This is a genomic window from Gemmatimonadaceae bacterium (assembly GCA_040882285.1).
Classification (GTDB): Bacteria; Gemmatimonadota; Gemmatimonadetes; order Gemmatimonadales; family Gemmatimonadaceae; genus JACDCY01.
This window is the reverse complement of the sequence record JBBEBQ010000025.1, coordinates 146,278-171,200: the sequence shown is the minus strand read 5'-3', so window position 1 is coordinate 171,200 and position 24,923 is coordinate 146,278. Positions and strand designations below refer to the sequence as shown.

The window sequence follows — 24,923 nt, the reverse complement described above, 5'->3', positions numbered from 1 at the left end:
CCGAGCCGCGCGATGACCACGACAGCCCAGCCAGTGCAAGCCGACGCTCTGATCCAGATGGAAGACAAGTGGGGCGCGCACAACTACCACCCGCTCGACATCGTGATCGAGCGCGGCGAGGGCGCATGGGTGTACGACGTCGACGGAAAGAAGTATCTCGACTGCCTGAGCGCGTACTCCGCGGTGAACCAGGGTCACTGCCACCCGCGCATCCTCGAGACGATGCTGGAGCAGGCGCGCAAAGTGACGCTGACGTCGCGCGCGTTCCGCAACGACCAGCTCCCGCTCTTCTGCAAGGAGCTGGCTGAGTTCTGCGGGATGGAAGCGGTGCTGCCGATGAACACGGGCGCAGAGGCCGTCGAGACCGCGATCAAGACCGCGCGGCGCTGGGGCTATCGCACCAAGAAGATCCCGACGGACAAGGCCGAGATCATCGTGTGCGAGAACAACTTCCACGGGCGTACGACCACGATCGTCGGATTCTCGTCGGAGGAGGCGTATCGCGACGGGTTCGGGCCGTTCACGCCCGGCTTCGTGCCGATCCCGTTCGGCGACATCGCCGCGCTGGAGCAGGCGATCACGCCGAACACCTGCGCGTTTCTCGTCGAGCCGATCCAGGCCGAGGCCGGGATTCTGATTCCGCCGGCGGGCTATCTCAAGGCGGCGGCGGAGCTGTGCAGGAAGAACAACGTCCTGTTGTTGCTCGACGAGATTCAGACCGGCCTCGGCCGCACGGGTCGCAAGTTCGCGTCGGATCACGACGGCGTTCGCCCCGACGTCTACATCCTCGGCAAGGCGCTCTCGGGCGGGTTCTATCCCGTGTCCGCGGTGGTGTCGAGTCGCGAGCTGCTCGCCGTATTCGATCCCGGCAGCCACGGCAGCACGTTCGGCGGCAATCCGCTCGCGTGCGCCATCGCGCGCACGGCGTTGTGGGTGCTCGGCGACGAGCAGCTCGCGCAGCGCTCGGACGAGCTCGGCACGTGGTTCCTCGGCGAGATCGCGAAGATCGAGCACCCGGAGATCCGCGAGGTGCGCGGGCGCGGGCTGCTGATCGGCATCGAGCTCACCGTTCCCGCGCGCAAATACTGCGAAGCGCTCAAGGACCTCGGCATGCTGTGCAAGGAGACGCACGACAAGGTGATCCGCATCGCGCCGCCGCTGGTCGTGGAGCGGGACGATCTGGCGTGGGCGGTGGAGAGGCTGCGCGAGGTGTTCAGGGCCTGACCTCGATGGCGGACTATCAGCAGTAGTAGGATCCGCCGCGCTTCAGGGCGGCGCGGCCCGCAACATTAAGAAATCTTCACGAGCACTCCGGGCGTCGGGCGGCGAAATTAACGGATGAACATTCCATGCGTTCGCGGTGGCTGGAGCCGCAGCTGGCTCGCCGCTGGATTGATAGCCGCGCTATTGCCCGGCTTTTCGTCCGCCCGCATCCACGCACAGGACGCAGCCGTCCAACAGCCCGTCCGCGTCTTTCTCGACTGCCAGCACGAGTGCGACATGGAGTTCACCCGCACGGAGATCCCCTGGGTGGATCACGTGCGTGACCGCGCCGACGCCGACGTGCACGTCCTCGTCATTACGCGCTCCACCGCCGCCAACGCCCGCGAGTTCACGCTGACGTTCATCGGCCTCAAGGAATTCGCGAACTTATCCGACACGCTCGTCACCGTCTCGCCGGAGTCCGACTCGCAGGACCGGCGCCGCCGCGTCGTCACCGAAGCGCTCAAGCGCGGGCTGGTGCGCTACGTCGCGCGCCGTCCGGGAAGCGAGCGGCTGACGATCACCTACACCGCCCCCGCGGCGGCTGCCGGCGCCGGTGCCGCGCCGGCCCGGGACAAGTGGAACCTGTGGGTCTTCCGCACGCGCGCGAACAGCTACTTGAATGGCGAGGAAAGCTCCCGCTCGATAAACGTGAACGGATCCGTGTCCGCGAATCGCATCTCCGAGGCATGGAAGGCGAACCTTTCCCTCGACGGTAATTACGGCCAGAACAATTTCACCTTTCAGGACGGCTCGAAGTTCAACAGCTATTCCCACGGCTATGGCATCCGCGAGCTGATCGTGAAGAGTCTCGGCCCGCACTGGTCGGCGGGGCAGCGCTCATCGATAACGGCGTCTACGTACCAGAACACCGACCTCGCGTTCCGCTTCGCGCCGGCGGTAGAGTACAACATCTATCCCTACTCGGAATCCACCCGGCGGCAGCTCCGCCTGCAGTACGCCATAGGCGCGACGCACTACCGGTACGAGGACTCGACGATCTTCGACAAGATCCAGGAGACCCGCGGCGATCACTCAGTGCTCGCGTCGCTCGACACGCGCCAGCCGTGGGGCTCGGTCAGCATATCGCTGGAGGGCCGGGCGCTACTCGACGATCCCAAGAAGAACCGGCTGCAGTTCAACCCCGAGTTCGACGTGCGGCTGTTCCGCGGGCTGAGCCTCAATCTGTTCGGCTACATATCGCTGCTGCGCGACCAGCTGTATCTCGCGAAGGGTGGCGCGACGGACGAGGAAGTCCTCCTCCGCCGGCGGCAGCTCGCCACGTCGTACCAGTACTTCCTCGGCGCGGGGCTGTCGTACACTTTTGGCTCGATCTACAACAACGTGGTCAACCCGAGATTCGGGAACTCCGCCGGTAATTAGGCGATTTTCCCGGGAGGAGCGACGTGGCCAAGCGGATGAAAGCGTATCTCCCGAAGTGGATCCTATGGATCATCGTCCCGATGCTCCTGGTTATGTGGGGCTTCGTTACGTACTCGGCGTTCGGCACGGCGTCAGGGCGGGAGGAGCTCGGGGTGATCGGCTGGCTGCTCATGACGCTCGTGTTCGCGCTGGTCGGGACGATACTCGGGCTGATGGCCTCCGGTAAGCTGCCGGCGTACATAGTCGAGCTCGAGGACGACGACGAGCCGCCGAAGCGGTGACCGCGTACGGTCCGTGACCGACGGCCGTGCCTTCCTCGATCCGGTCGCGTAGACGGATGCGGACCGTCGCGCTTCTCGCGTCCCTCGTCATCGCGTGCGGGCGCGCGCGCACGGAGACGCCCGGGACGTCCGCCGACTCCGCGTTTGCCGCGCTTCAGGAGCGCGGCGCGACGGCCATGGGCGTGGACCAGTACACGTCGTCCCACGTCTTCGAGTCGCTGCCCGACGGCGGCCGAATCGTGCTGCAGCGCGATTCCGTCGATTCCGCCGGGACCGCGACGATTCGCGCGCACATGCGGGACATCGCGCGGCGCTTCTCCGCCGGCGATTTCTCGATCCCCGGAATGGTGCACGCAATGGAAGTTCCCGGCACCGCGATGCTGGCCGCGCGGCGCGCGAGCATCCGATACATGGCCGATACGCTGCCGCGCGGCGCGCAGGTCCGGATCCTCACGACCGATTCCGCGGCGCTGTCAGCGGTGCACTCGTTCCTCGAGTTCCAGCGCCGCGATCATCGAGCTGGAGAACACGCGCATTCGCGCGAGCTCTAGCGCATGTTAGCATCGACGTCCGCGCCGACGCCGCAGGCAAGACTCCGGCTGCCGCACCCGCTGGTCCTCCTGCTGTTCGCCGTCGGTGTCGCGGCGATCCTAACGTGGATCCTGCCGGCGGGGACGTACGAGCGACGCACCGACCCGGCGACGGGACGCGAAGTCGTCGTTGCCGGAACGTACGCTCCGACCGCGGCCGCGCCCGTGGGAATCGGGGACGCCGTGCTCGCGGTGCCACGCGGGATCGTCGCCGGGGCGGACATAATCGTCGTGATCCTCTTCGTCGGCGGCGCATTCGTTCTGCTCGACGCGACCGGGGCGCTGGGCCGGCTGGTCGGCTCGCTCGTGGGCCGCACCCGGCGACCGCGAACCGTCGTGATCGCCGTCAGTCTGGCCTTCGCGATTCTGGGCGCGCTCGAGAACATGCACGAGGAGATCATCGCCCTGATTCCGGTATTGGTCGTGTTGAGCCAGGGGCTGGGATTCGGCGCGATCACCGCCCTCGGGATGAGCGTGGGCGCGGCGGTGGTCGGCTCGGCATTCGGGCCGACGAATCCGTTCCAGACGGGAATCGCGCTCCGCTTCGCCGAGCTTCCGCCGCTCTCGCTGCCCGTACTGCGGTTCAGCCTCTTTGCCGCGGCCGTGGCGGTGTGGATCGGGTGGACGCTGGCGATGGCGGCGCGCGACGAGGTCAGCCCTGAAGTGACCGTCGCACCAACCGAACGCGCCACGATCCGCGACATCGTTCTGCTGGCGATCGTGATCGTGCCCTTCATCGCGTACGTGGTAGGTGTGGTGAGATACGACTGGGGATTCAACGAGCTGTCGGCGCTGTTTCTCGTGGCCGGCTTCGCCGTGGGACTCGTCGCCGGAATGAGCCTCTCCTCGACCGCGGCCGCCTTTCTCAAAGGGATGGAAGCGATGGTCGGGGCGGCACTGTTCGTGGGCGTGGCGCGGGCAATCAGCCTCGTGTTCACGGATGGGCGCGTGATCGACACGATCGTGCACGGGCTCGCGACACCGCTCGCCCACCTTCCAGGGCTGGCCGCGGCGCTGATGATGATTCCCGTGCAGGCGATTCTGCACGTCCCCGTCCCGTCGGTGAGCGGGCAGGCGGTTCTCACGATGCCGATCATGGCGCCGCTCTCCGACCTGCTCGGGATCAGCCGTGACGCGGCAGTGATCGCCTATCAGACCGGCGCGGGTCTGACGGACATGATCACCCCGACCAACGGTGCCCTGCTCGCGATGTTGCTCGGCGCCAGAGTCAGCTACGGGCGCTGGATCAGATTCGCCCTGCCCGGGGCGCTGCTGGTCGCCATCGTGGGCATGGTGGGGATCGCCCTGGCGGGATGAATCACATAACCTCTTGTCTCATCCCGGGGGCGGCCCCGTCCGTAGCGAGTGAACCACCGCGGCGAGGAACGCGGAAGCGCTGACCGGCCCCCGCCCCCACCGAGCGTCGAGATCGGCCAGCGGCTTCGCCGCGATTATCTCGGGGAGCGTACGGCCGTCCGTCACGAGCGGCTGCACGCGGTCGCGCACGGATTCCAGCATCTCCACGTAGTTCCGCAGGTCGCGGCCGCGCAGCGCCGGGCCGCGGGCCGGAATCACCACGTCCTCGTCCTTGAAATTTTCGGCGAACCATTGCGTCACGCCGAGCAGGCCGAGGAAGCTGCCGCCGCTGGTCGTGTCGATGGCCGGATAGCCATCGGCGGCAAACATGTTCGCCAGCATCAACACCTTGCTGGAATGGAAGTGAACGCTCGCGTCGGAATCCGAGATTCCCGGAGCCTGCGCCACGGCATGCGTCGCCACGCCCGGGATGTAGATCTGGATGACCTGGGAATACCCGACCGATGCGGGCTGCACTGTCCCCGTGTCCTTTCCGATCGCCTGCACCATGCGCGTCCGCAGCTTCTCGTGAGCGATGGTCACCGCCCCGCGCCCGCCCCAACCGCCGTCGCCGTACCGCGGGGCGCTGTCCGCCGCGAGCGCGATCACGTAAAGCCGGCGGTCGCCGCGCGAACCCATCTCCCGCAATGCGGCCCGCACCAGGGTCGGCGACTGAACTCCGGCGACCACTACCGACGCGGGCCCATTGTACATCACCAGGTTTCCTTCCGGCGCGGACAGAAGGTAAGTGTGCTCCGCGAGCACGCTGCGCTGCACGCGCGGGTCCGGGGCTGGCTCTCGAGCGCAGCTGCTCGGGGCAAGCAGCAAAGCCACACTGGCGCTCGCCGCCCGGGCGATTCGTACTCGCGTCGATGTCGTGTTCATGAAGCTCCAATGTCGGGAGCCGGAGCCGCCCGCGCCATAGGCCCTTGCGGCGCTACACGCTGCGCTGCAGCGTGTCGGGCGCAATGACGCCCGCCACCCTTCCCTCCGCCGATCGTTCTCGATGACGGCCACTCTCACCCGCGGGCGGGTGGGGCTCGCGGGGGGACCGCTGCTCTTCGCTGTCATGCTTCTGCTGGCGCCGCCCGAGGGCATGTCGCTCCTCGCCTGGCGCACAGCGGCCGTGGGCGCGCTCATGGCGACATGGTGGATCACCGAGGCGATCCCGATCCCCGCGACGGCGCTGCTGCCGATCGTGCTCTTCCCCCTGCTCGGCATCGCGACGGTCGCGGCGACAACGGCGCCGTACGCGAATCCCGTGATCTACCTCTTTCTTGGCGGCTTCCTGATCGCGATGGCGCTCGAGAGTTGCGGGCTGCACAAGCGCATGGCGTTGGGGGTGCTCGGCGTAGTCGGTACGAAGCCGGCCAATCTGATTCTCGGCTTCATGGTCGCCACCGCCTTCATCAGCATGTGGGTGAGCAATACGGCAACCGTCGTCATGATGCTGCCGATGGCCACGTCGGTCATGGCGCTCGCGCGTGACGGTGACCATGCGGCGGGCGACACGCGAATCAGCGCGTTCGGCGTGGCGCTGCTGCTCGGAATCGCGTACTCGGCCAGCATCGGCGGGCTCGGCACACTCATCGGCACGCCGCCAAACGCGCTGCTCGCTGGCTTCATGTCGGAGACGTACGGCGTTCGCATCGGCTTCGTGGAGTGGATGTTCCTCGGCGTGCCGATCGTGCTGCTGGCACTTCCCGTCGCGTGGCTGCTGCTCACCAAGTGGCTGCATCCCGTCGGCTCCGACCCGGTCGCGGGCGGAGCCGCGATGCTGCGCGAGGAGCGGCACGCGCTCGGCGTGATGACGCGGGCCGAATGGACAGTCGGGACGATAACCGCGCTGACCGCGGCGGCGTGGGTGACCCGTCCGATCATCGAGCGGTGGGTGCCCGCGATAACGGATACCGGAATCGCCATAACCGGAGCCCTGCTGATGTTCATCGTGCCGCTGTCATGGCGCTCGCCCCGCGTCGCGCTGACATGGAAGCAGGCCGAGCGCCTCCCGTGGTCGGTGCTCATCCTGTTCGGCGGCGGACTCTCGCTCGCGGCCGCGATCCAGCAGACCGGCCTCGCGGGCTGGATCGGTGGAGAGCTGGGAGCATTGGCCGGATGGCCGCTGCTGCTGGTGATCCTGGTGGTGACCGCGGTCGTGATCTTTCTGACCGAGCTGACGAGCAACACCGCGACCGCCGCGGCATTCCTTCCAGTCGTAGCTTCGCTGGCGGTCGGCATAGGAGCGGACCCCTTGATGCTCGCGATTCCGACCGCGCTCGCCGCGAGCTGCGCGTTCATGCTGCCGGTCGCCACGCCGCCGAACGCGATCGTCTATGGCACCGGCGCGCTCACGGTCCCACAGATGGCGAGAGCCGGGGTGTGGCTGAACATCTTCTTTATCGTCCTGCTTCCGCTGGTCGTTTACGTCCTCGCGGGGAGGATCTTCACTTAGTTCATGATTCCGGTCACGTTCACTTCGGATTGCGGACTGAGGACTGTGCGGCAGGACTGACCCGCTCGAGCTTCTGCGCCGCTTGACGATCGCGCCCGAGCCAGCCATCGTTTCGGTGGCGGCGATCCGCGCCCAACCTCTTGAGACTCCGCCCCAGCAGGAGTCGAATGCGAGGCAAAGGGGGGCACACTCCCGGATCAGTGTCGTCATTCTTTTGCGTCCACCATGGCGCGCTGCTGGGGAGTGGCCCGTGGTGTACCCAAAGGAGACATGACGATGCCTGCCAACAAGGATCTCAAGCGCCTCGTTCGCGCCCGCATGCGGAAGACTGGCGAAGCCTACACCACCGCGCGCGCGCAAATCACCCAAACGCCCCGGGCCAGGACCGCGCGCGCCGCCGGCGCCGCGCGTACCGCTGCCGTGCCGCCCAAGTCGAAGGACTTCGCCGCGCTCGCCGGTATGAGCGACGGCGGGATCGTAGCGGTCTGGTTCACGGCCAAGGGAAAGTCGAAGAGCTCGGTCGCGGTGCAGCACGCCAAGCTGTCCGACAAGGAGACCGCTGAGCGCATGAAGGCGTATTGGTCGGAGCGGCTGGAAGCACTGGGCGAGGTCCTGGCCGGCGCATGAGGGCTGCGACGCCGGGCGCGGCAACGAGTCGCGCCCGGCGGCGCGGGGCGCGGCGCGGCGCCGCGGATGTGATCGTCCTCGCTCTCATCCTGGCGGCCGCCGCGGGCGCAGCATGGCTTCTGCGCGATCCCGCGCCGACGATCCTGGACCGGCGCGGCTCACTCGTCGCTGCATACGAAGACACGCTCGAGCTCGCCGACTCGCACTACGTGCAGGTCGTCCGGCTCAGGAGCAGCAGCGGCCTGACGGTCAGCATGACCACCAAGCGGCATGTGGCGGATTCCGGCGCGAGGCTGCCACTGGCGCTTCTGCTAGGCGGGCGCAACACGGGGCAGGACGCCGTGCGGCTGCTGGAGAACACGCGCGGCGTCATGGCGGTGGCGCTGTCGTACCCGTACGCCGGGGACCCGAAGCCCAAGGGAGCGGGCGTGATCCGCGCGATCCCGCAGGTACGGCAGGCGTTCTTCGACACGCCCGCTGCGCTGATGCTCGCGCTCGACGATTTGCTCGCGCGGCCCGACGTGGACAGTAGCCAGGTCGAAGCGATCGGCGTGAGCTTGGGCGTGCCGTTCGTCATCATCGCGAGCGCGCTGGACTCGCGCGTGACCCGCGTGTGGGCGCTGCACGGATCCGGCGGCACGTTCACGCCGCTGGTGTACAGCCTGCGGGAGATCATCCCGTCGGCGCCGGCGCGCTTCCTCGCGGCAAGCATCGGAACGCTCGCGATGTCAGGACCGCGCATCACGCCCGAGCGATGGGTTGGGCGTATCAGCCCGCGTCCCTTCATCATGATCAACGCCGCGGACGATGAGCGGTTGCCGAAGGAAGCGGTTCTTTCGCTGTTTCGCGCCGCGAGGGAGCCGAAGGAGCTTATGTGGCTCCCCGGGGCTCACGTGGCGTCGGACGCGGACGTGGTCCGCCCGCTGGTGGACATGGTCATGGCGCGGATCACGGCACGGCGTGAGGGCCAATTCCGGTGACGTTCACTTGGGATTGAGGATCGAGTAGCCTTACGGTTTGTCTCTTGGCAGTTCACGCAAGAACGCGAGCAGCGCTTGATTGAACCGGTCGGGCTCGTCGAAATGAACGCCGTGCCCGCCACCGGGCACCAACACCCTCCTTGCGTTCGGCAGCCACCGCACGAGCGAATCAGTCACCTGCAACCAGCGGGGCGCTTCTCTTTCGCCGCTTATGTACAGGATCGGCATCCGCCATTGCCTCACTGCGTCGAGCGCCGCTGGCGAAAAGCGCCCGGATAGAGGGTGATCTTCGAGCAGATCGCGTCCTGAATATTGGCGTACGATGCTGTTCAGTCTCGCGGCCGTGGCCGCCGTCCGGTTCGGTCCGGGCTGAAACTGCGGCAAGGAGGTGACGAATTTCATCAAGGAGTCGACACCGTGCTCCCGCGCGATTGCCCTGCGAGGATCTTGCGCAAACGGACCTGCGGGAAGCGCCGGAAAGCCGCTGGGCGGCGGACCGCCGTACAGCACCAGTCCGTCCACTCGCCCCGGAAATGCCGCGGCGAAACGGTATGCCACGTCTGCGCCAGCGGAGTGCCCGACGAGCACGGCCGACCGGATTCCCAACGTATCGAGCAGAAGCGCGAGATCCCCGGGGTCCGCTGAAATGTCGGCGAAGCCGGTGGATCTTCCGAATCCGCGCCGATCATACGCGACCACTCGAAATTCCGGGGACAGCGCTCTGATCTGATCGTCCCATTCGCGTAGATGCAGCGCCCACCCGTGAATGAGTACCACGGCATGACCGTGCCCGGACGACAAATAGTTGATTCGGGCGTCACCGGCGTCGATCTCACCCGTCTGCGCGGAGACAGGCGTCGAGAGCACGATGCCGAACGCCAGTCCAACCACCGCAACTCGAATCATTGTGACCTCCCGGCTCCCGGAGCCGTGAATAGGCGCTCGTCCAGCCCGGCGCCGCGAACGATGGCTGCGAAGCGTCCGCTGCTTCGCACGAAGTCGAAGCGCGGCTCGTTGAGCGAAAAATAAGTTGGCCAGATCTCGCCGCGCCGGGTCGCCTCTTCCATAGCGGCCAGCATGCGCGTGCTGTCCCGCAGCCCGGCGTATACCCCAATCGCGTTAATCACGGTGTGTTCGGGCGCCGGTCCGGTCTCGAACGCTCGCAGCCACGCGAGCGCCCGGTCGGCCTCACCCAACTCGGCCAGCGCGGCCGCCGCGACGGGTCGCCACGCGGGTACGCCTCTCCAGAGCCGCTCCGCGTACACGCGGGAGGAGTCGCGCTGTCCCTGCAACCGGAATGCTTCAGCCATCATGACGAGTGCCGGTGGGTTGACAGGCTCGAACTCCAGCGCGCGGCGCAGCTCGATCATGCCGGCGCTGCGCCTGCCGCTCAGAAAGAGAAGATGACCGACCCAGGCTGACGCCACCGCGGAATACGGGTCGATCGCGCGCGCCCTCTCGAAGGCAGGCAGCGCGTCGCTGAGTCGTCCCGTGTACCAACGGAAGCGGCCGTACTGAATGTGCGTGTCCGGATCAGCGGGCCCCGCCGCGACGGCCCGGCGATACTCCCGCTCCGCCTCGGCCCAGCGGTACGAATGCTGATAAGCCATGGCCAGAGCGGTATGTGCCTCCGCGAGCGAGCTGTCGAGCGCCAGCGCCCGGCGAGCCACGCGCATCGCGCGGACCCCGAGTGCGCGCGCGTCCACCGGCTCGAAATACGGCAACAGCTCCAGCGCGAGCGCGAGCGCCGCGTGCGCCGCGGCGAAGTTGCTGTCGAGCGCGATCGACCGCTCGAAGTGCTCCGCCGCTTGCCGTGTGCCTGCCCCTCGTCGCCTCAGCAGGTAGCGGCCGCGGAGGTATGCGTCGTACGCCTGAGCGGAGGAGGTGCCGCGAGCCGGTACCGCGGCGGCCACGGCTTCGGGGGCAAGACGGAGGCGCCGACGCAACGCGTCCACGACGGCGTTGGCTACGTCGTTCTGCACGGCGAACGCATCGGCGCCGGCCCGGTCATAAGTCTCGCTCCAGGTCTCGCTGTTGTCCGCTGCATTGGTGAGCTGTACGGACACACGGATCCGGTCCCGTACCGGCCGTACCGATCCCTGCAGCACATAATTCGCCGACAGCGCGCGTCCCATCTCCCGCGCGTCGAGATCACGCCGCCCCTTGTAACGGTAGCCAAGACTGCGCGAAGCGATGCGGATTCCCGGCACCTTGCCGAGCGCCGTCGCCAGCTCGTCGGCCATCCCGTCGCCGAGATATTCGTGCGCCGGGTCGCCGCTGAGATTCAGGAACGGCACGACTGCCACGGACAGCGCGGCAGATTCGGCGCGCATGCTCTGTATGCGGGCGCTCACCACGAACGCCGTAGCGCCGAGCGCGACCAGCAGCAACAACCCGGAAACGGCGAGGCGCTGTCTGCGTGTGCGCGCGTGCCAGAATCGCTCGACTGGCGTCGCGTGCGTCGCCACCGTGTTCAGCGCCGTGAGGATCTCGTGCGCCGACTGGGGCCGCGCGGCCGGATCCTTCTCGAGACAGCTCATTACGAGTCGCGCGAGCGCGCGGGGACACTCCGGATGCTTCTCCGTGACTGGCGCAGGCTGCTCGGTAAGGTGCGCCGTGAATAGCGCCTGTATCGAGCGTCCGGCGAAAGGCGGCTCTCCGGCTATGAGCTCGTAGGCGACGCAGCCAAAAGAATACAGATCCGCCCTGTGATCCACCTGCGGGTCACCCGCGATCTGCTCCGGAGCCATGTAGGCCGGCGTGCCGACGGCTACCCCCGACTGTGTCACGGTGCCCGTTCCGCCAGTCGCAGGGCCGGCGGGCTCCCCGCGCGCATTCGCCAGCGCCTTGGCGATTCCGAAATCGGTCACCACCGCCGCACCGCCGGAGAGCAGCACGTTCTCCGGCTTGATGTCCCGATGTACGACGCCACGGTCGTGCGCGTATGCCAGCGCGCGGGCCAGGTCGCGCAGGATTCCGAGAGTCTCCACGAGTGACGGCCCGCCCTCCAGCGCGAGCCGCTCGCGGAGCGACGACCCTTCCACATACGGCATCGTGTAGTGCGGCACACCACCCGCTTCGCCGGCGGAGAGGACGGGAACGATATTCGCCTGCTGGAGCGAGGCCGCGAGCCTGATCTCGCGGCTGAAGCGCTTGACGGAGAGCCCCTCCGCGAGCTCGCCGGACAGCACCTTGATAACTACGCGGCGCCCGAGGCCGTGATCCGTAGCCACGAAGACGCGCGCCATGTTACCGCCACCGAGCTCGCGCTCGATGGTGTACTGGCCGCGAAAACTGGATTCGAGTTGCGCGCGGAGATCAGCCGGCATGCGGTAGCCCGCACTTTGAGAGGCAGTCGAATATAAGGCGCCTATCAGCCACTGTTCCACGCCTCGGCCGCGTCGCGGATGAAAGGAGCTGATCTGGCTGCCGGGAGCCCACGTGACTTGTCAGAGGAATCCAAGATGTGAGATACCAGAAGTCAGATGGCCAGATTGTCAGCACAGCATCACATCTGGCTTCTGGCATTCTGTCCTCTGGCCTCTCACATCTTGGATTCCCCTGCTACATCCTCGTAGCCAATTGCCCAACCTCCGCCGCCACGGCGCCTAACCCCGTTGTAATACACGCCCCTACCGTCTACCTTTCAGACTCATTCCGCCGCACTCGCGGCCAAAAACTCACCCTTCCCCCGCTCCGGCAAGCAGCGGGGGACGGATCCACGACCGAAGGGAGGTTTGCCGACATGCCCCGCGCATACGAGGCGGTGTACATCTTCGACTCCACGCTCGAAGATGCCGCCATCAATGAGAAGCTCGAGCGCTTCCATTCACTGCTGCACATCGAAGGCGACATCGCCGTCGACCACTGGGGTCGCCGCCAACTCGCCTACCCCATCGGCCATAAGGAGAACGGCTACTATGCGATCGCCCGCTTCGAGGCCGATCCCACCGTTCTGCCCGAATACGAGCGCGCGCTCAAGCTCGACGACGGGCTCGTTCGCCACCTGATCAGCCTGCACGAGCACGAGGTCGGCGCGCCCGCGCTGACGCAGGAAGAGCTGGCCGCCGCCGCGCTCCGCCGCGACGACGATGACGACGACGAGGATTGATCCATGAGACGACCACAGAAATCCTGCCCGTTCTGCGAGACCCGCGTCCGCTTCGTCGACTACAAGGACGACCGCACGCTCGGCCGCTTCATCACGGACCACGGCAAGATTTTGCCGAGCCGGCTGAGCGGAACCTGTGCCCGGCACCAGCGCCAGCTCGCGACGGCGATCAAGCGGGCCCGCTTCCTCTCGCTGATTCCTTATACGAGGGGTCACACCGCCTGAGATGACGGCCGCACCAGCACCGGAGCCCCCGAAGCAGCGCTGGCGCGGACTCATCTTCGCGCTGATCGGCTTCATCGTCGTCAGCATCGTGCCGGTGCTGGGCTTTTACGCGCCGGTGAAGGCATGGCACGTCATGCTGACGACGATCATCGCGGCCTGCGCCGTGGTAGGCTGGATTCGCGGCGCGCCCGCGATGACGGCCGTGGTGTGGCTCGCCGCCGCGCTCTGGCTGCTGTTCCGTCCCGGTGTCGACGGCGACGCGTACTACTGGCTCGAGCGCGGCTGGATCCTGCTCGTTGCGGGCATCTTCGGCCTGGCCGCCGTCCTCGGGCCGGATCGTCCGTTCTTCGGCCGCGCGCTCCTCACCGTGGTGGCGGGCTTCGTCATCGCGCTGGCCGTGCTCGGCGCGCGCGCGGGCTCGTTCGAGCGGCTCCAGGCGATCGTCTCGGGCGAGTTCGTCACCCGCAATCAGGCGACGCTCGAAGCGTTCGACGCCGGCGCGGACGAGATCGTCGGCGCGGCTGCGAGCTCGGAACGCGTGGCGCAGAACCTCGAGCGCACCAAGGAGCGGCTGCGCATCGCGCCCCAGATCTCGGGGGTGCTCGCGCCGGCGCTGCTCGCGCTCCAGACGCTGGCCGCGCTCGCCCTCGGCTGGGCAGTGTTCCAGCGGCTGAGCCGCGTGCGAATAGGCCCGCCGCTCGCCCCGCTGCGCAACTTTCGCTTCAACGATCAGCTGGTCTGGGGGCTGGCCGTGGGGCTGACCATCCTCCTGCTGCCGGCGTTCGCGGAAGCGCAGGCGGTCGGGCTGAATCTCGTCGTATTTTTCGCGATGCTCTATTTCGTCCGCGGCCTCGGCGTGCTGGCCTGGGTCACCAAGGGCGGCGTGTTCGTCGTGCTGGCCGTTCTCTTCTCGCTCTTCCCGCCGGCGCTTGGAGCGCTCGGACTTAGTGACACCTGGCTGGATTGGAGAAGCCGAGCCAAGGCTGCCTGACACTTTAATGGTGACTAGTGACGAGTGACTAGTGACTAGTAACTACGAACCACAAACTGCCTAACCCATCGTTTCCGTCTTTTCCACCTGTCACCAGTCACTAGTCACAAGTCACTAGTCACCAATAAAGTCACCAGCAACCAACTCGACCAATGGAAGTCATTCTCAGACAGGCCGTCGACAACCTCGGCCACACCGGCGACATCGTGAACGTGTCCGCGGGCTTCGCCCGGAACTACCTCCTGCCCCGCGGCTTCGCCTACGAGGCGACCGCCGGCAACAAGAAGCGGATGGAGCAGGAGCGCGAGCGGCTAGAGGCCGCCGAGGCATCGCGGCGGGAAGCCTCCGAAGAGCTGGCCAGGAAGCTGGAGCCGGTCTCGCTGACCTTTTCCGCGCGAGTCGGCGAGGAAGGCAAGCTGTTCGGCTCGGTCACCACGGCCGACATCGCCCACCAGCTCGAGGGCCAGGGTTTCAAGATCGAGAAGCGCCAGATCGAGCTGCACGAGCCCATCAAGGCGCTCGGCGTCTACCGGGTTCCGATCCGCGTCCATGCCGACGTGCGCGCGGAGATAAAGGTCTGGGTCATCAAGCAGTAAGCGCGGCCGGAAAGTGGCGTGGCAAATGCAGAATGTGAGCTGACCGGGAACATTCGGGCTGGTCGGGCAATACCTTAGCTGGCGGGAACCGTCCCGCAGAGAACCCTCGCACCATTTGAATGGCGTCAACCGACCCTAACGGCGTAGCAGCAGCGCAACGAGCGGCAGCGCTCTGCCTCGACATGAAAGCGAACGATGTGGTGGTGCTGGACCTGAGAAAAGTGACCGACATGACGGACTGCTTCGTCATAGCCAGTGGGACGTCGGATACGCACGTCCGCTCGGTCGGCGAGCACGTCATCGCGGAGCTGAAGAAGGAAGGCATCCGGCTACATCACGTCGAAGGGTTGGAGCAAGGCCGCTGGGTTCTGCTCGATTACGTCGATTTCGTGGTCCATCTCTTTCACCCAACGCTGCGCTCCTTCTACCAGCTGGAACGGCTCTGGAGCGACGCCGAAGCGATCGAGATCAGTCCCGAGGGGGCACTGCAATGAGACTGAGACTTACTCTCGCGCTCGCGACCGTCGCGCTGGCCGCCGCGGCCACGTCCCTTCCCGCGCAGCAGTACTTCGGGCAGAACCAGGTGCAGTACCGCCATTTCCGCTGGCGCGTGCTCGAGACGGAGCACTTCACGATCCATTTCTACCCCGAGGAAGAGACCGCGATCACCGACGCGGCCAGGATGGCCGAGCGGGCGTACGAGCGGTTGTCGCGGGTGCTCGGCCACCAGTTCCGCGAGAAGAAGCCGATCATCCTCTTTGCGTCGCGCTCCGACTTCGGCCAGAACAACGTCACCGGCGACCTGGGCGAGGGAGTGGGCGGAGTCACGGAGGCGGGCCGCCATCGCCTGCTCCTGCCGTTCACGGGCGACTACCGCAGCTTCGAGCACGTCCTGGCGCACGAGCTGACCCACTCGTTCCAGTACGACATCTTTGCGCGCGGCAAGGCCGGCCAGGGCATCGAGCGGCTCCAGCGGGCGGATCCCCCGCTCTGGTTCATGGAAGGAATGGCCGAGTACCTGTCGATCGGCCCGGAGCACCCGCTGACGTCGGCGTGGATCCGCGACGCCGTCGTCAACGGTACGCTGCCGACGATCGCGCAGATGACCGAGCGCCCGGACAAGTACTTCCCGTACCGCTTCGGTGAGGCGGTCTGGCAGTACATCGGCCAGCGCTTCGGCGACGAAGCCGTCGGCGAGCTGCTGCAGGCGATCACCACCATCGGCGTCGAGCGCGCGTTCCGGCGCGAGCTCGGAATCTCCACGGAGCAGCTCAGCGACGAATGGCGCGAGGCGATGCAGACCAAGTATCTGCCCACGGTCGCCACGCTCAACCGGCCGAGCGCCTTCGCCACCCCGCTGCTCACCCCGCGGAACACGCGCGGCGAGATCTTCCTCGCGCCGGCGCTCTCGCCCGACGGCAAGTACATCGCGTTTCTCGCCAACGGCGACCCGAAGCGCGGCGACTACTTCATCGATCTGTGGCTCGGTGACGGCGTCACCGGCAAGCGCATCAAGAAGCTGGTGCAGAGCACGACCAACCCGAACTTCGAGGAGCTGCGGCTGCTCTACTCGCAGAGCAGCTTCTCCAACGACGGCACCCGGCTGGCCTTCACCGGCCAGCGCCAGGGCAAGGACGTGCTGTACATCATTGACGTGCGCAATCAGCGCACGTTGAAGCGGATAGATCTGCCGATCGACGGCGCGATGAGCCCGTCCTGGTCGCCCGACGACCGCCGGCTCGTGTTCAGCGGCGCGCGCGGCGGGATCACCGACCTGTACATGGTGGACGTGGACGGCAAGAACTTCCGCCAGCTCACCAACGACAAGTACGGCGATCTGCAGCCGTCGTGGTCGCCCGACGGTACGCGCGTCGTGTTCGCGTCGGAGCGCGGCGTCCTGGATCTCGACATCCTGCGCCTTGGCGGGTGGCGGATGAGCATGCTGGACCTCGCTTCTGGCGAGGTGACGCTCCTCCCCGGACAGGCGGGACACAACCTGAACCCGCAGTGGTCGCCCGACGGCCAGTCCATCGCCTTCATATCGGACCGTACCGGAATTCCGAACGTCTTTCTGTACGAGGTGGGCAGCGCGACGCACTACCAGCTCACCAACGTCGTCTCGGGCGTCAACGCCATCACCGAGTACAGCCCCGCGATCTCCTGGGCGCGGCAGGCGGACCGGCTGGCGATGGTGTACTACGAGAACGGCGATTACAGCGTGTGGACGGTCACGAATCCGCGCTCGCTGCGCGGCGAGCCGTTCCGCGCCGTGGCGCACGCTCCGGCCGCCGCGACTCCGGTGACGCCGGTCCCGGTCGTCGAGGAGCCCGCGCGTCCGGATCAGAGCTCGGTGTATCGCGCTCCTGAGGGATCGCGGGCATCGGCGCGGCTCAGCGCCGCCGAGATCGAGGCCGAGGACAGGCCGGCCAGCATCAGCGAGCTGATCGCGCAGCCCGAAGCCGCGCTGCCCGACATCACGCGCTTCAAGGAATACAAGTACCGGCCCGCGTTCCGCGCCGACTACATAGCGCAAACCGACATCGGCTACACGCCGAACTACATGGGCTCGAGCGGGTTCGCCGGCGGGACGACGATCATCTTCAGCGACCTGCTCGGGAACCACCAGATCGCGGCGTCGGCGAACGTGAACGGCCGGCTCCAGGACGCGAGCGCGTTCCTCGCGTACACCAACATGAGCCGCCGGCTGCAGTACGCGACCGGAGGTTTCCTCCAGCCGCTGATCCTGCCGGTCGACAACGGAACCCTGTACGAGAACCCGGAGACGGGCGGCTTCACAGTTCAGCAGCTTTTTGCCCGGTACGTGCAGAAAAACGTCTTCGCCGCCTCGATGTATCCGCTGAACCGGTTCACGCGGTTCGAGCTGGGGGCGCAGTTCAACAGCATCTCCCGCGAGATCTTCGTCTTCCAGTACGACATCTTCCCGGGCGGCTTCGTGGGCTCGCCGCTCCTCGAGACCGTGGACAAGGCGCCGAGCCTCAACTACTTCTCGCCGAACGTCGCCTTCGTCACGGACAACGCGTTCTTCGGTTATACGGGACCGTTGACCGGCAAGCGCATGCGCCTCGAGCTGACGCCGAGTTTCGGTTCCGTGCAGCGGATGGACTACCTGGCAGACGCCCGCGGCTACCTCCCGATCATTCCCAACACGCTGACGTTCGCGACCCGGCTGCTGGGTGCGGTGGCGACGGGACGGGACGAAGATCTTTTCCCGAAATACATCGGGCGGCCGGACTTCGTGCGGGGATACGACCGGGCGAACTTCTACGGCGGCCTGGCGGAGTGCAACGAGTTCCTGGGCACCGGCGTGGCCGGACGCGCGAGCAGCGCCTGCAGCACGGCGGAGCTGGTCGGCAGCCGCGTGGTGGTAGCCAATGCTGAGTTCCGCTTCCCGCTGATCCGGCGGTTCGACATCGGATCCAGCTTCGGGCTCCCGCCGCTCGACGCGGTCGTGTTCTACGACGCCGGCCTGGCGTGGACCAAGGGGCAGCAGGTGTCGCTCAGCAAGCCGGACGACTACGACTACACGCTCCACCGCGTGCCGATGACGAGCTGGGGCGCCGGGCTTCGAATGAACCTGTTCGGGCTCGCGGTGCTGCGCTTCGACTACGCGATTCCGCTCACGTTGCCCGAGAGGAAGGGCAACTGGACGTTCTCGCTGGGGCCAAGCTTTTAGGCAGCGGTTAGCTATTGGCTATCGGCTGTTGGCAATGTTTGTTTCGCTGTCGGCTCATGGATCAAGCCACCAGCTAACAGCCAACAGCCAATAGCACTTTGAGAAGCCACACATCGGTCCTGGCCGTCGCGCTCCTCGTGGCGGCATGCGGCGACCGCGAGCCCCGCCCCGCGACCGAGCGCTCCAACGGGACGATGCGCGGTCCCGACCCGATCGTGCTCCGAATCCCCCGCACCGGCGGCGCCGCGCGCGGGTACGTCTATCCCGCGCTCGATTCCGTCGTGTGGCGCGGGCCGTCGGTAAGCGCGATCGACCGAACCCTCGCGTTCGATCCGGAAGCCGGGCTGCTCTCCTTCGTGACGACGAGCGGAAATCCCGCGCGGCTCGACCTCCGGCTCTCGCGCGTGTCCATCGCGTCGCGCGGCAAGCTCACGTCCATCTCTTCCGCGGACGGCAGCGCGATCTACGCCGTAGACGGCGCGCGCGTCCGCCGGTTCACTCCCGCCGGCGACTGGGATTTCACCCCTCCCGCTGCGCCGCGATCCGTGATCCCGCAGCCGGACGGCTCGCTCATCGTCACGGCGCGCGAGGGCGGGCGCACCACGGTATGGCGGATGCGCGCCCCCGACCCGACGTTGCTCGACACCGCGTACCTTCCGGCCGCCGGGACCGCCGTGCGCAACCAGATCGGCGACCGCGTTTACTTCATGACCGACACCGCGCTCATCGGCATGGCCGGCCGCGACCTCTCCGTCGCGCGCAGCGTCCGCTTTCGCTCGCCGGTGATCGCCGTCGCGCTTACGCCGAGCGGCGACCGCATCTACGTGGCCAACCGTGACGCGGAAGTGGTGAGCGTCATCGACAGGTACAACGGGAGACTGACCGAAACCATCGAGCTGCCCGCGCAGCCCCGCGAGCTGCGCATGGATCCGCTCGGGCGCTACCTCTTGGTCCGGCCCGCGTCCGGCGACTCGGCGTGGATGATCGCCGTCGGCACCAACAGGCTCATCGGCAGTGTCGAGACCGAGTGGAAGAGCGATCTTCCCACTGTCGCTCCCGACGGTGCCGTGGTGACGCTGCGAGGCGCCGACGTCGAGATCATCGAGCCCGAATCGCTGCAGTCCGTGCGGACGATCAAGGGCGGCGGTCGGGATTTCTGGTATTTCACATCCTGGAACGGCTTCCGCGCGCGCCCCGCCGGGCTCGACCGGCCGGTGGAGTTCACTCAGCCCGAGACGCTGCGCTTCGACTCGATCGGGCCCGCGGCGCCGGTGGATTCCGCCCCGGCGCCGCAGGCCCCGCGGCCAGCGCCGCAGCCTCCCCCGCCGGCACCCGTGGGCTACACGGTGTCGTTCGCCGCGATGCTCTCCGAGGACGCGGCCATCGCCGCGGCGCGCGAGATATCCTTGCGCAGCTCGTCCGTCAGAGTGGTCGCCACGCAGACCGCGGGCACGCGCGTGTACCGCGTCATCGCCGGGCCGTTCGCCCTGCGCGCGGAAGCCGAGCGCGTGGGCCGCGAGTCGGGCCGCCCCTACTGGGTTTACGAAGGGGAGCCTTGAGCGCGTTGCGCGGCCGGCGTTCCGGCCGGAGCTGGGAGGAGGCGGGAAGCGCGTTCGCCTCCGTGGTGGACGGCTTCCACGCCGTGGTCGTCTGCGGCGAGACCGATGAAGTCGCCGCCGAGGTCGCGCTCGGGCTGGCGCGTACGGCAGCCGAGCGTCGCAAGGTCACCATCGCCGACCTGAGCGGCGACGTCCGTCCGATCCACGCGCTGCTGGGAGACTGGAACCTCGACGGGGTGACGGAAGCGATCCTGTACGGCGTGTCGTTCGCTCGCCTCGAGCACCAGGTCGCCGGATCGTCCAGGCTGTTCGTCCTCCCCAGCGGTACTGACGACGTGCGCCAGGATGGCGTGTACGAGAGCACGCGCTGGCTGGCTCTCGCGCGCGAATTCCGCAAGCACGGCTCGCTGCTGCTGATCGTGGCGTCGGCCGCCGCCCCCGGGCTGCGGCGGCTGGTCGAGAGCGTCGACGGCGCGGTAGTCGTCGGCAAGGCGCTGGTGAATCCGCCGCCGCAATTCCTCGTCCTCAAGCGGATCCCCTCGCCGGACAGCCCACCGCTGCCGAAGCGGCCGCGTCCCACGCGCGAGATCCCCATGGAGGACGAACGGCTGCTGCCGGCGGGGCTGTCGCCCCGCGCGTATGCGTCGGCCGGCCTGGCAGCGCTGGTGCTCGTGCTGGCCGTGACGACGTTCCTCATCACGCAAAGAGCGCCCAGCTCGGAGAACGCCGCGCCGCGCGTGAGCGCGCCCATCGCCGTCCCGGCGCCGCCGGCACCCGACAGCGTGCTCGTGGGCAACCCCCGCGACTCCGCCGTGGCAGCGGCGTACGCGGTGGAATTTCTCGCGGCAAACACCCTCGAAGGTGCTAACTTTGAGCTGCGCGAGAAGCTGAAAGCAGTCCCGGCCGGAACGATCTCGCCGGTGCCCGTGGGGCCCGATCGAATCACCTGGTATCGTGTCGTCGGAGGCGCATACCCTGAAATCCGGAGCGCTGATTCGCTGCTCGTCGCTGTTCGCCGGTCGCGGGTGGTCGCCGAGTCCGCGGGGTTCGTGGTGCGCGTGCCGTTCGCGCTCCTCGTGGACAGCGTGGCTACCGCCGGGGGCGTCCCGGGCGCGCTGCAGAAATATCTGGCCCGCGGACTGCCGGTCTACGCGTTGCTGCAGCCGGAGGGAACCGCGCTCGTGTACGCGGGGGCGTTCGCCGCGCCGGCGGACGCGGCGGTGTTGCAGGACTCGCTGAGCTCGGCGGGGATTCGATCGCTGCTGGTATACCGGAAAGGGAGAACTCTTTAGTGCGGCTGACCAAGCTCGAGTTGCATGGATTCAAGTCGTTCGCCGACCTGACGGAGTTCAGCTTCGAGCCGGGCGTGACCGCGATCGTCGGTCCGAACGGATGCGGCAAGTCCAACGTGTCCGACGCGGTGCGCTGGGTGCTCGGCGAGCAGCGCGCGCGAGCGCTGCGCGGCGCCAAGATGGAAGAGGTGATCTTCCAGGGGTCGTCCGCGCGCCGGCCGGTCAACATCGCCGAAGTCTCGCTCCACTTCGAGAACGACGACGGCGGGCTCGACGTCCCGTTCCGCGAAGTCGTCGTGACGCGGCGGCTGAGCCGCTCGGGCGAGAGCGAGTACTTCCTCAACCGCTCGGCGTGCCGCCTCCGCGACATTCACGACATGATGCGCGGCACCGGACTCGGCGCGGACGCCGGCGTGGTGATCGAAGCGCGCATGATCGACGCGCTCCTGTCCGACAAGCCCGACGAGCGCCGCGAGCTGTTCGAGGAAGCCGCGGGCGTCAGCCTGTACCGCGACCGCAAGCGCACTGCTGAGCGGCGCCTCGAGGAGACCACGGTCGATCTCTCGCGGCTCGACGACCTGCTGAGCGAAGTGCAGTCGCAGGTGCGGTCGCTGGCGCGGCAGCGAAAGAAAGCCGAGCGCGCGGAGGAGATCTCGAAGCGGCGATTCACGGTCGAGATCGCGCTGGCCGCGCGCGAGATGGCGTCGTGGCACGGAGAGTTCGCCGACCTCGGCGCCAAAGTCGCCGGGCTGCGCGAGGCCGCGCCGCTGGCGGAAGCGGAGGTCACTCGCGCCGAAGCCGCGCGCGACGCCGCGCACGGCCTGCGCGCGGCGACCGAAGCTCAGCGCGCCGAGCTGACGCGGCTGGCCACCGAGCAGCGCGACGCGCTCGACTCGCTGCGGCGCGAGATCATGGTCGCGGAAGAGCGGCAGCGGCATGCGCTCATGCGGCGGGAGAAGGCGGAGCAGGAGCACCGCGAGGGCGGCGCGGTCGCGGAGCGCGTAGCGGCCGAGCGCGCGCGGTCGGCGGAAGAGCGCGCGCAGCTGGAGTACGAGCTGACCGAAGCGATCGACGCGGTGCAGAAGGAAGTCGGTGCCGAGGAAGAAGTCCGCGGCGCGCTTGCCGCCGCGCGCGCGTCGCTCGAGGCCGCCGAGCGGAAGGCTCGCGATCTGTCTGAGCATCTGCACCGCCTTACGCTGGACCGCGACGCGGCCGAGCGGGAGCTGGGCGAGCTGGAGCAGCGGCTCGTGGCGCTGTCGCAGGAAGAGCAACAACTGCGCGAGACCGCGGGCGGGCTGGAGCGCGAGATGAATTCCGCGCGCGACGGCCTCGAGATAGCGCGCACGGAGCTCGCCGCGGCCGAAGCCACCGCCGCCGAAGCGGAGGCGTCCGTGCGTATTGCGCGCGACTCCGAGGCGCTCGCGCGCGCGGAGATGCTGAGCGTGGGCGAAGAGCAGACTGCGATGGAAGCGCGGATGCACGCGCTGGAGGCGCTCGAGAGCGAGCGCGTCGGGCTCGCGCCCGCCGCCGCGCGTCTGCTGGAGGAGCGCGAGCAGTTCGGCGCCGGCGCGATTCTCGGACCGCTCAGCGATTTCATCACCGCGGGCACGGCCGCCGCCGGACTCGTCGAGAGGTTCCTCGGCGCGGGCGTGCACGCGGTGCTCGTGCGCGACGCGGGCGTCGCCGACGCCGTGCGCGAGTGGCACCTGCGCGCCAACCCCGGCCCCCTGCTCCTCTTGCCCGTTGACCGCGCGCCGGATGTCGCGTCGTCGCAGGAAGCGGACGAGCTGCTGCGCAGCGTCACTCCGGCCGCGCCGGCGGATCGCTGGGTGCGGGCTCTGCTCGGCGGCACGAGACCGATCGGCGAAGGAACCGCGTTCGTGGATGCGCGCGGCGCGGTGTGGCTGCCGGGCGCGCTCGCGGGCCCGGGACCATTGCGACGCAAAGCCGAGCTTGGCGAGCTGGCCGACCGGCTCACGGAGGCGCGCGCGCGGCACGCGGAATCGTCGGCGCGGTCACGCGCGGCGCGGCACTCGCTAGCGGCGTCAGAGGCCGTGCTCGAGACCGCGAACGCCGCCGTCGCCACCGCTACGCGGGACACCCGGCAGGCCGAGGACCGGTTCTCCGAGCTGCACCGGCAGCACCAGCGCACCGCGCGGGAGCTGGCGGAAGCCGCGGCCGCGCGCGCGCGAATCGACGAGCGCCGGAGCGAGTTGGGCAAGCGCATGACGGGCGTGGACACGCAGCTCCAGGCGCAGCGCGAGCACACCAGCGAGCGCGACACCGAGATCGCGGCCGCGCGCGAGCTGCTCGTCGACGCGGAGCGCAAGCAGGAAGCGGCGCGCGACCGTCGCACCGAAGCCCAGGTGGCGAAGGCGCAGGCCGAAGCGCGATTGCAGGTCGCGCAGGACCGCGAGCGGCATCTCGATGAAAAGCTGGCCTCCGCGTCCACGCGCGTGGAGTCGCTGGTGAGCGAGCTGTCCACGCTGTCGCAGTCCGACGCGCACCTCGGCGAGCAGCTCGCCAAGTCGCGGCTGGATCTCGAGGCGCTCGACGCCACGTACAAGGACGTCGAGGCCCGGATGGCCGCGGCCGAGCTGGGGGTGAAGACCGCCGACGAAGACCTTACCCGCGCGGAGCACGAGCTGGACGCGATTCGCCGCCGCGCGCACGCCACGCGGGAGGAGCTGCACACCGGGGAGCTGCGGCACAGCGAGCTGTCGGGGAAGCAGACGAACATCCGCGAGCGGCTCGAGATCGAGTGGCGGAAGCCGCTCGAAGAGCTGCTGGCGTCCGCGGAGCCGCTGGAGCTGTCGGACGACGAGCTGCGCGCCGAGGCGGCCGCGCTGCGCGAGCAGGCCGACGCGCTCGGGCCCGTGAACCCGCTGGCCATCGAGGAGCACGACGAGGAATCGAAGCGACTCGAGTTCCTCACGGCGCAGCGCGCCGATCTCGCGTCGGCCAAGGCGTCGCTGCATCAGGCGATCCGCGAGATCGACGTGACCGCGCGCGATCTGTTCCTGACGACGTTCGTCGCCGTGCGGGAGAACTTCAAGCGGATCTTCGTCACGCTGTTCGGCGGCGGCGAGTGCGATCTGCGGCTGGAGAATCCCGACACGCCGCTCGAGGGCGACATCGAGATCCACGCGTCGCCGCGCGGCAAGCGGACCCAGCGGATTCACCTGCTCTCGAGCGGTGAGCGCGCGTTGGTGGCGCTGTCGCTGCTGTTCGGGATCTTCCTCAACAAGCCCAGCCCGTTCTGCCTGCTGGACGAGGTGGACGCGCCGCTGGACGACCAGAACATCGGCCGGTTCGTGCGAATGCTGAACGAGTTCAAGAAGAAGACCCAGTTCATCGTTATCACGCACAACCCGCGGACCACTACCGAAGCGGCGGACGCGGTGTATGGTGTGACGATGCAGGAGCCGGGGGTTTCGAGTCTCGTGAGCGTCCGGCTGACCGGCGACAAGGCGGCTGAGGCCGAGGCGCGTGACGAAAGCGCTGCTTCGTTGGTCGCTTAACG

At 67.9% G+C, this 24,923-nt stretch carries 20 protein-coding genes; 17 read left to right on the top strand and 3 right to left on the bottom strand.

Going from position 1 to position 24,923, the window contains the following annotated elements; translation table 11 throughout:
• Positions 1-12 precede the first annotated feature (12 nt).
• The 5 genes from rocD to WEA80_12750 all read left to right on the top strand — a co-directional run bounded on the left by rocD (position 13) and on the right by WEA80_12750 (position 4,834).
• Positions 13-1,224, top strand: a complete 1,212-nt coding sequence (gene rocD / locus WEA80_12770) for an ornithine--oxo-acid transaminase (protein MEX1187456.1) — start codon at positions 13-15, stop codon at positions 1,222-1,224.
• A gap of 114 nt (positions 1,225-1,338) precedes the next feature.
• Complete coding sequence (locus tag WEA80_12765; protein MEX1187455.1) at positions 1,339-2,646, top strand: hypothetical protein; 1,308 nt, start codon at positions 1,339-1,341, stop codon at positions 2,644-2,646.
• Positions 2,647-2,669: 23 nt separating this feature from the next.
• Positions 2,670-2,927, top strand: coding sequence for a hypothetical protein (locus tag WEA80_12760; GenBank protein MEX1187454.1), 258 nt, complete (start codon positions 2,670-2,672; stop codon positions 2,925-2,927).
• 56 nt (positions 2,928-2,983) lie between these two features.
• The gene (locus WEA80_12755; protein MEX1187453.1) at positions 2,984-3,478 is read left to right on the top strand and encodes a hypothetical protein; all 495 of its coding nucleotides are present in this window, start codon (positions 2,984-2,986) and stop codon (positions 3,476-3,478) included.
• 3 nt (positions 3,479-3,481) lie between these two features.
• Entirely contained in the window at positions 3,482-4,834 is a 1,353-nt protein-coding gene (locus WEA80_12750) for a Na+/H+ antiporter NhaC family protein (protein MEX1187452.1), read from the top strand.
• Between the two features lie 18 nt (positions 4,835-4,852).
• Here the strand turns inward: WEA80_12750 and WEA80_12745 are convergent, their stop codons facing one another.
• Complete coding sequence (locus WEA80_12745) at positions 4,853-5,650, bottom strand: hypothetical protein (protein MEX1187451.1); 798 nt, start codon at positions 5,648-5,650, stop codon at positions 4,853-4,855.
• A gap of 229 nt (positions 5,651-5,879) precedes the next feature.
• Here WEA80_12745 and WEA80_12740 point away from each other — a divergent pair, with 229 nt between their 5' ends.
• From WEA80_12740 to WEA80_12730, 3 genes are all read left to right on the top strand, one after another.
• Positions 5,880-7,325, top strand: coding sequence for a DASS family sodium-coupled anion symporter (locus WEA80_12740; protein ID MEX1187450.1), 1,446 nt, complete (start codon positions 5,880-5,882; stop codon positions 7,323-7,325).
• 270 nt (positions 7,326-7,595) lie between these two features.
• On the top strand, positions 7,596-7,952 hold the full coding sequence (locus WEA80_12735; GenBank protein ID MEX1187449.1) for a hypothetical protein: 357 nt from the start codon (positions 7,596-7,598) through the stop codon (positions 7,950-7,952).
• Positions 7,949-8,932 (top strand): hypothetical protein, encoded by a 984-nt coding sequence (locus WEA80_12730; GenBank protein ID MEX1187448.1) that lies wholly within the window; start codon positions 7,949-7,951, stop codon positions 8,930-8,932. Before WEA80_12735 ends, WEA80_12730 begins: the two co-directional genes overlap by 4 nt.
• A gap of 30 nt (positions 8,933-8,962) precedes the next feature.
• Here WEA80_12730 and WEA80_12725 read toward each other — a convergent pair whose 3' ends face one another.
• Together WEA80_12725 and WEA80_12720 are read right to left on the bottom strand one after the other, a co-directional pair.
• The gene (locus WEA80_12725; GenBank protein ID MEX1187447.1) at positions 8,963-9,838 is read right to left on the bottom strand and encodes an alpha/beta hydrolase; all 876 of its coding nucleotides are present in this window, start codon (positions 9,836-9,838) and stop codon (positions 8,963-8,965) included.
• Positions 9,835-12,261: a protein kinase gene (locus tag WEA80_12720; protein ID MEX1187446.1), complete on the bottom strand. Its 2,427-nt coding sequence runs from the start codon at positions 12,259-12,261 to the stop codon at positions 9,835-9,837. Before WEA80_12720 ends, WEA80_12725 begins: the two co-directional genes overlap by 4 nt.
• Positions 12,262-12,677: 416 nt before the next feature.
• Between WEA80_12720 and rpsF the strand changes: the two genes are divergently transcribed.
• From rpsF to smc, 9 genes are all read left to right on the top strand, one after another.
• A complete protein-coding gene (gene rpsF / locus WEA80_12715) occupies positions 12,678-13,043 on the top strand; it encodes a 30S ribosomal protein S6 (protein MEX1187445.1) in 366 nt (121 codons plus the stop codon).
• 3 nt (positions 13,044-13,046) lie between these two features.
• Complete coding sequence (gene rpsR / locus WEA80_12710) at positions 13,047-13,268, top strand: 30S ribosomal protein S18 (GenBank protein ID MEX1187444.1); 222 nt, start codon at positions 13,047-13,049, stop codon at positions 13,266-13,268.
• Position 13,269: 1 nt separating this feature from the next.
• Positions 13,270-14,259 (top strand): DUF2232 domain-containing protein, encoded by a 990-nt coding sequence (locus WEA80_12705; GenBank protein MEX1187443.1) that lies wholly within the window; start codon positions 13,270-13,272, stop codon positions 14,257-14,259.
• Between the two features lie 152 nt (positions 14,260-14,411).
• Complete coding sequence (rplI, locus tag WEA80_12700) at positions 14,412-14,855, top strand: 50S ribosomal protein L9 (GenBank protein MEX1187442.1); 444 nt, start codon at positions 14,412-14,414, stop codon at positions 14,853-14,855.
• 119 nt (positions 14,856-14,974) lie between these two features.
• The gene (gene rsfS, locus WEA80_12695) at positions 14,975-15,349 is read left to right on the top strand and encodes a ribosome silencing factor (GenBank protein MEX1187441.1); all 375 of its coding nucleotides are present in this window, start codon (positions 14,975-14,977) and stop codon (positions 15,347-15,349) included.
• On the top strand, positions 15,346-18,549 hold the full coding sequence (locus WEA80_12690; protein MEX1187440.1) for a BamA/TamA family outer membrane protein: 3,204 nt from the start codon (positions 15,346-15,348) through the stop codon (positions 18,547-18,549). The genes rsfS and WEA80_12690 overlap by 4 nt, the downstream gene beginning before the upstream one ends.
• Before the next feature lie 98 nt (positions 18,550-18,647).
• The gene (locus tag WEA80_12685) at positions 18,648-20,108 is read left to right on the top strand and encodes an SPOR domain-containing protein (GenBank protein ID MEX1187439.1); all 1,461 of its coding nucleotides are present in this window, start codon (positions 18,648-18,650) and stop codon (positions 20,106-20,108) included.
• The gene (locus tag WEA80_12680) at positions 20,105-21,400 is read left to right on the top strand and encodes a hypothetical protein (protein ID MEX1187438.1); all 1,296 of its coding nucleotides are present in this window, start codon (positions 20,105-20,107) and stop codon (positions 21,398-21,400) included. The genes WEA80_12685 and WEA80_12680 overlap by 4 nt, the downstream gene beginning before the upstream one ends.
• Positions 21,400-24,921, top strand: a complete 3,522-nt coding sequence (smc, locus tag WEA80_12675) for a chromosome segregation protein SMC (protein MEX1187437.1) — start codon at positions 21,400-21,402, stop codon at positions 24,919-24,921. The genes WEA80_12680 and smc overlap by 1 nt, the downstream gene beginning before the upstream one ends.
• Positions 24,922-24,923 lie beyond the last annotated feature (2 nt).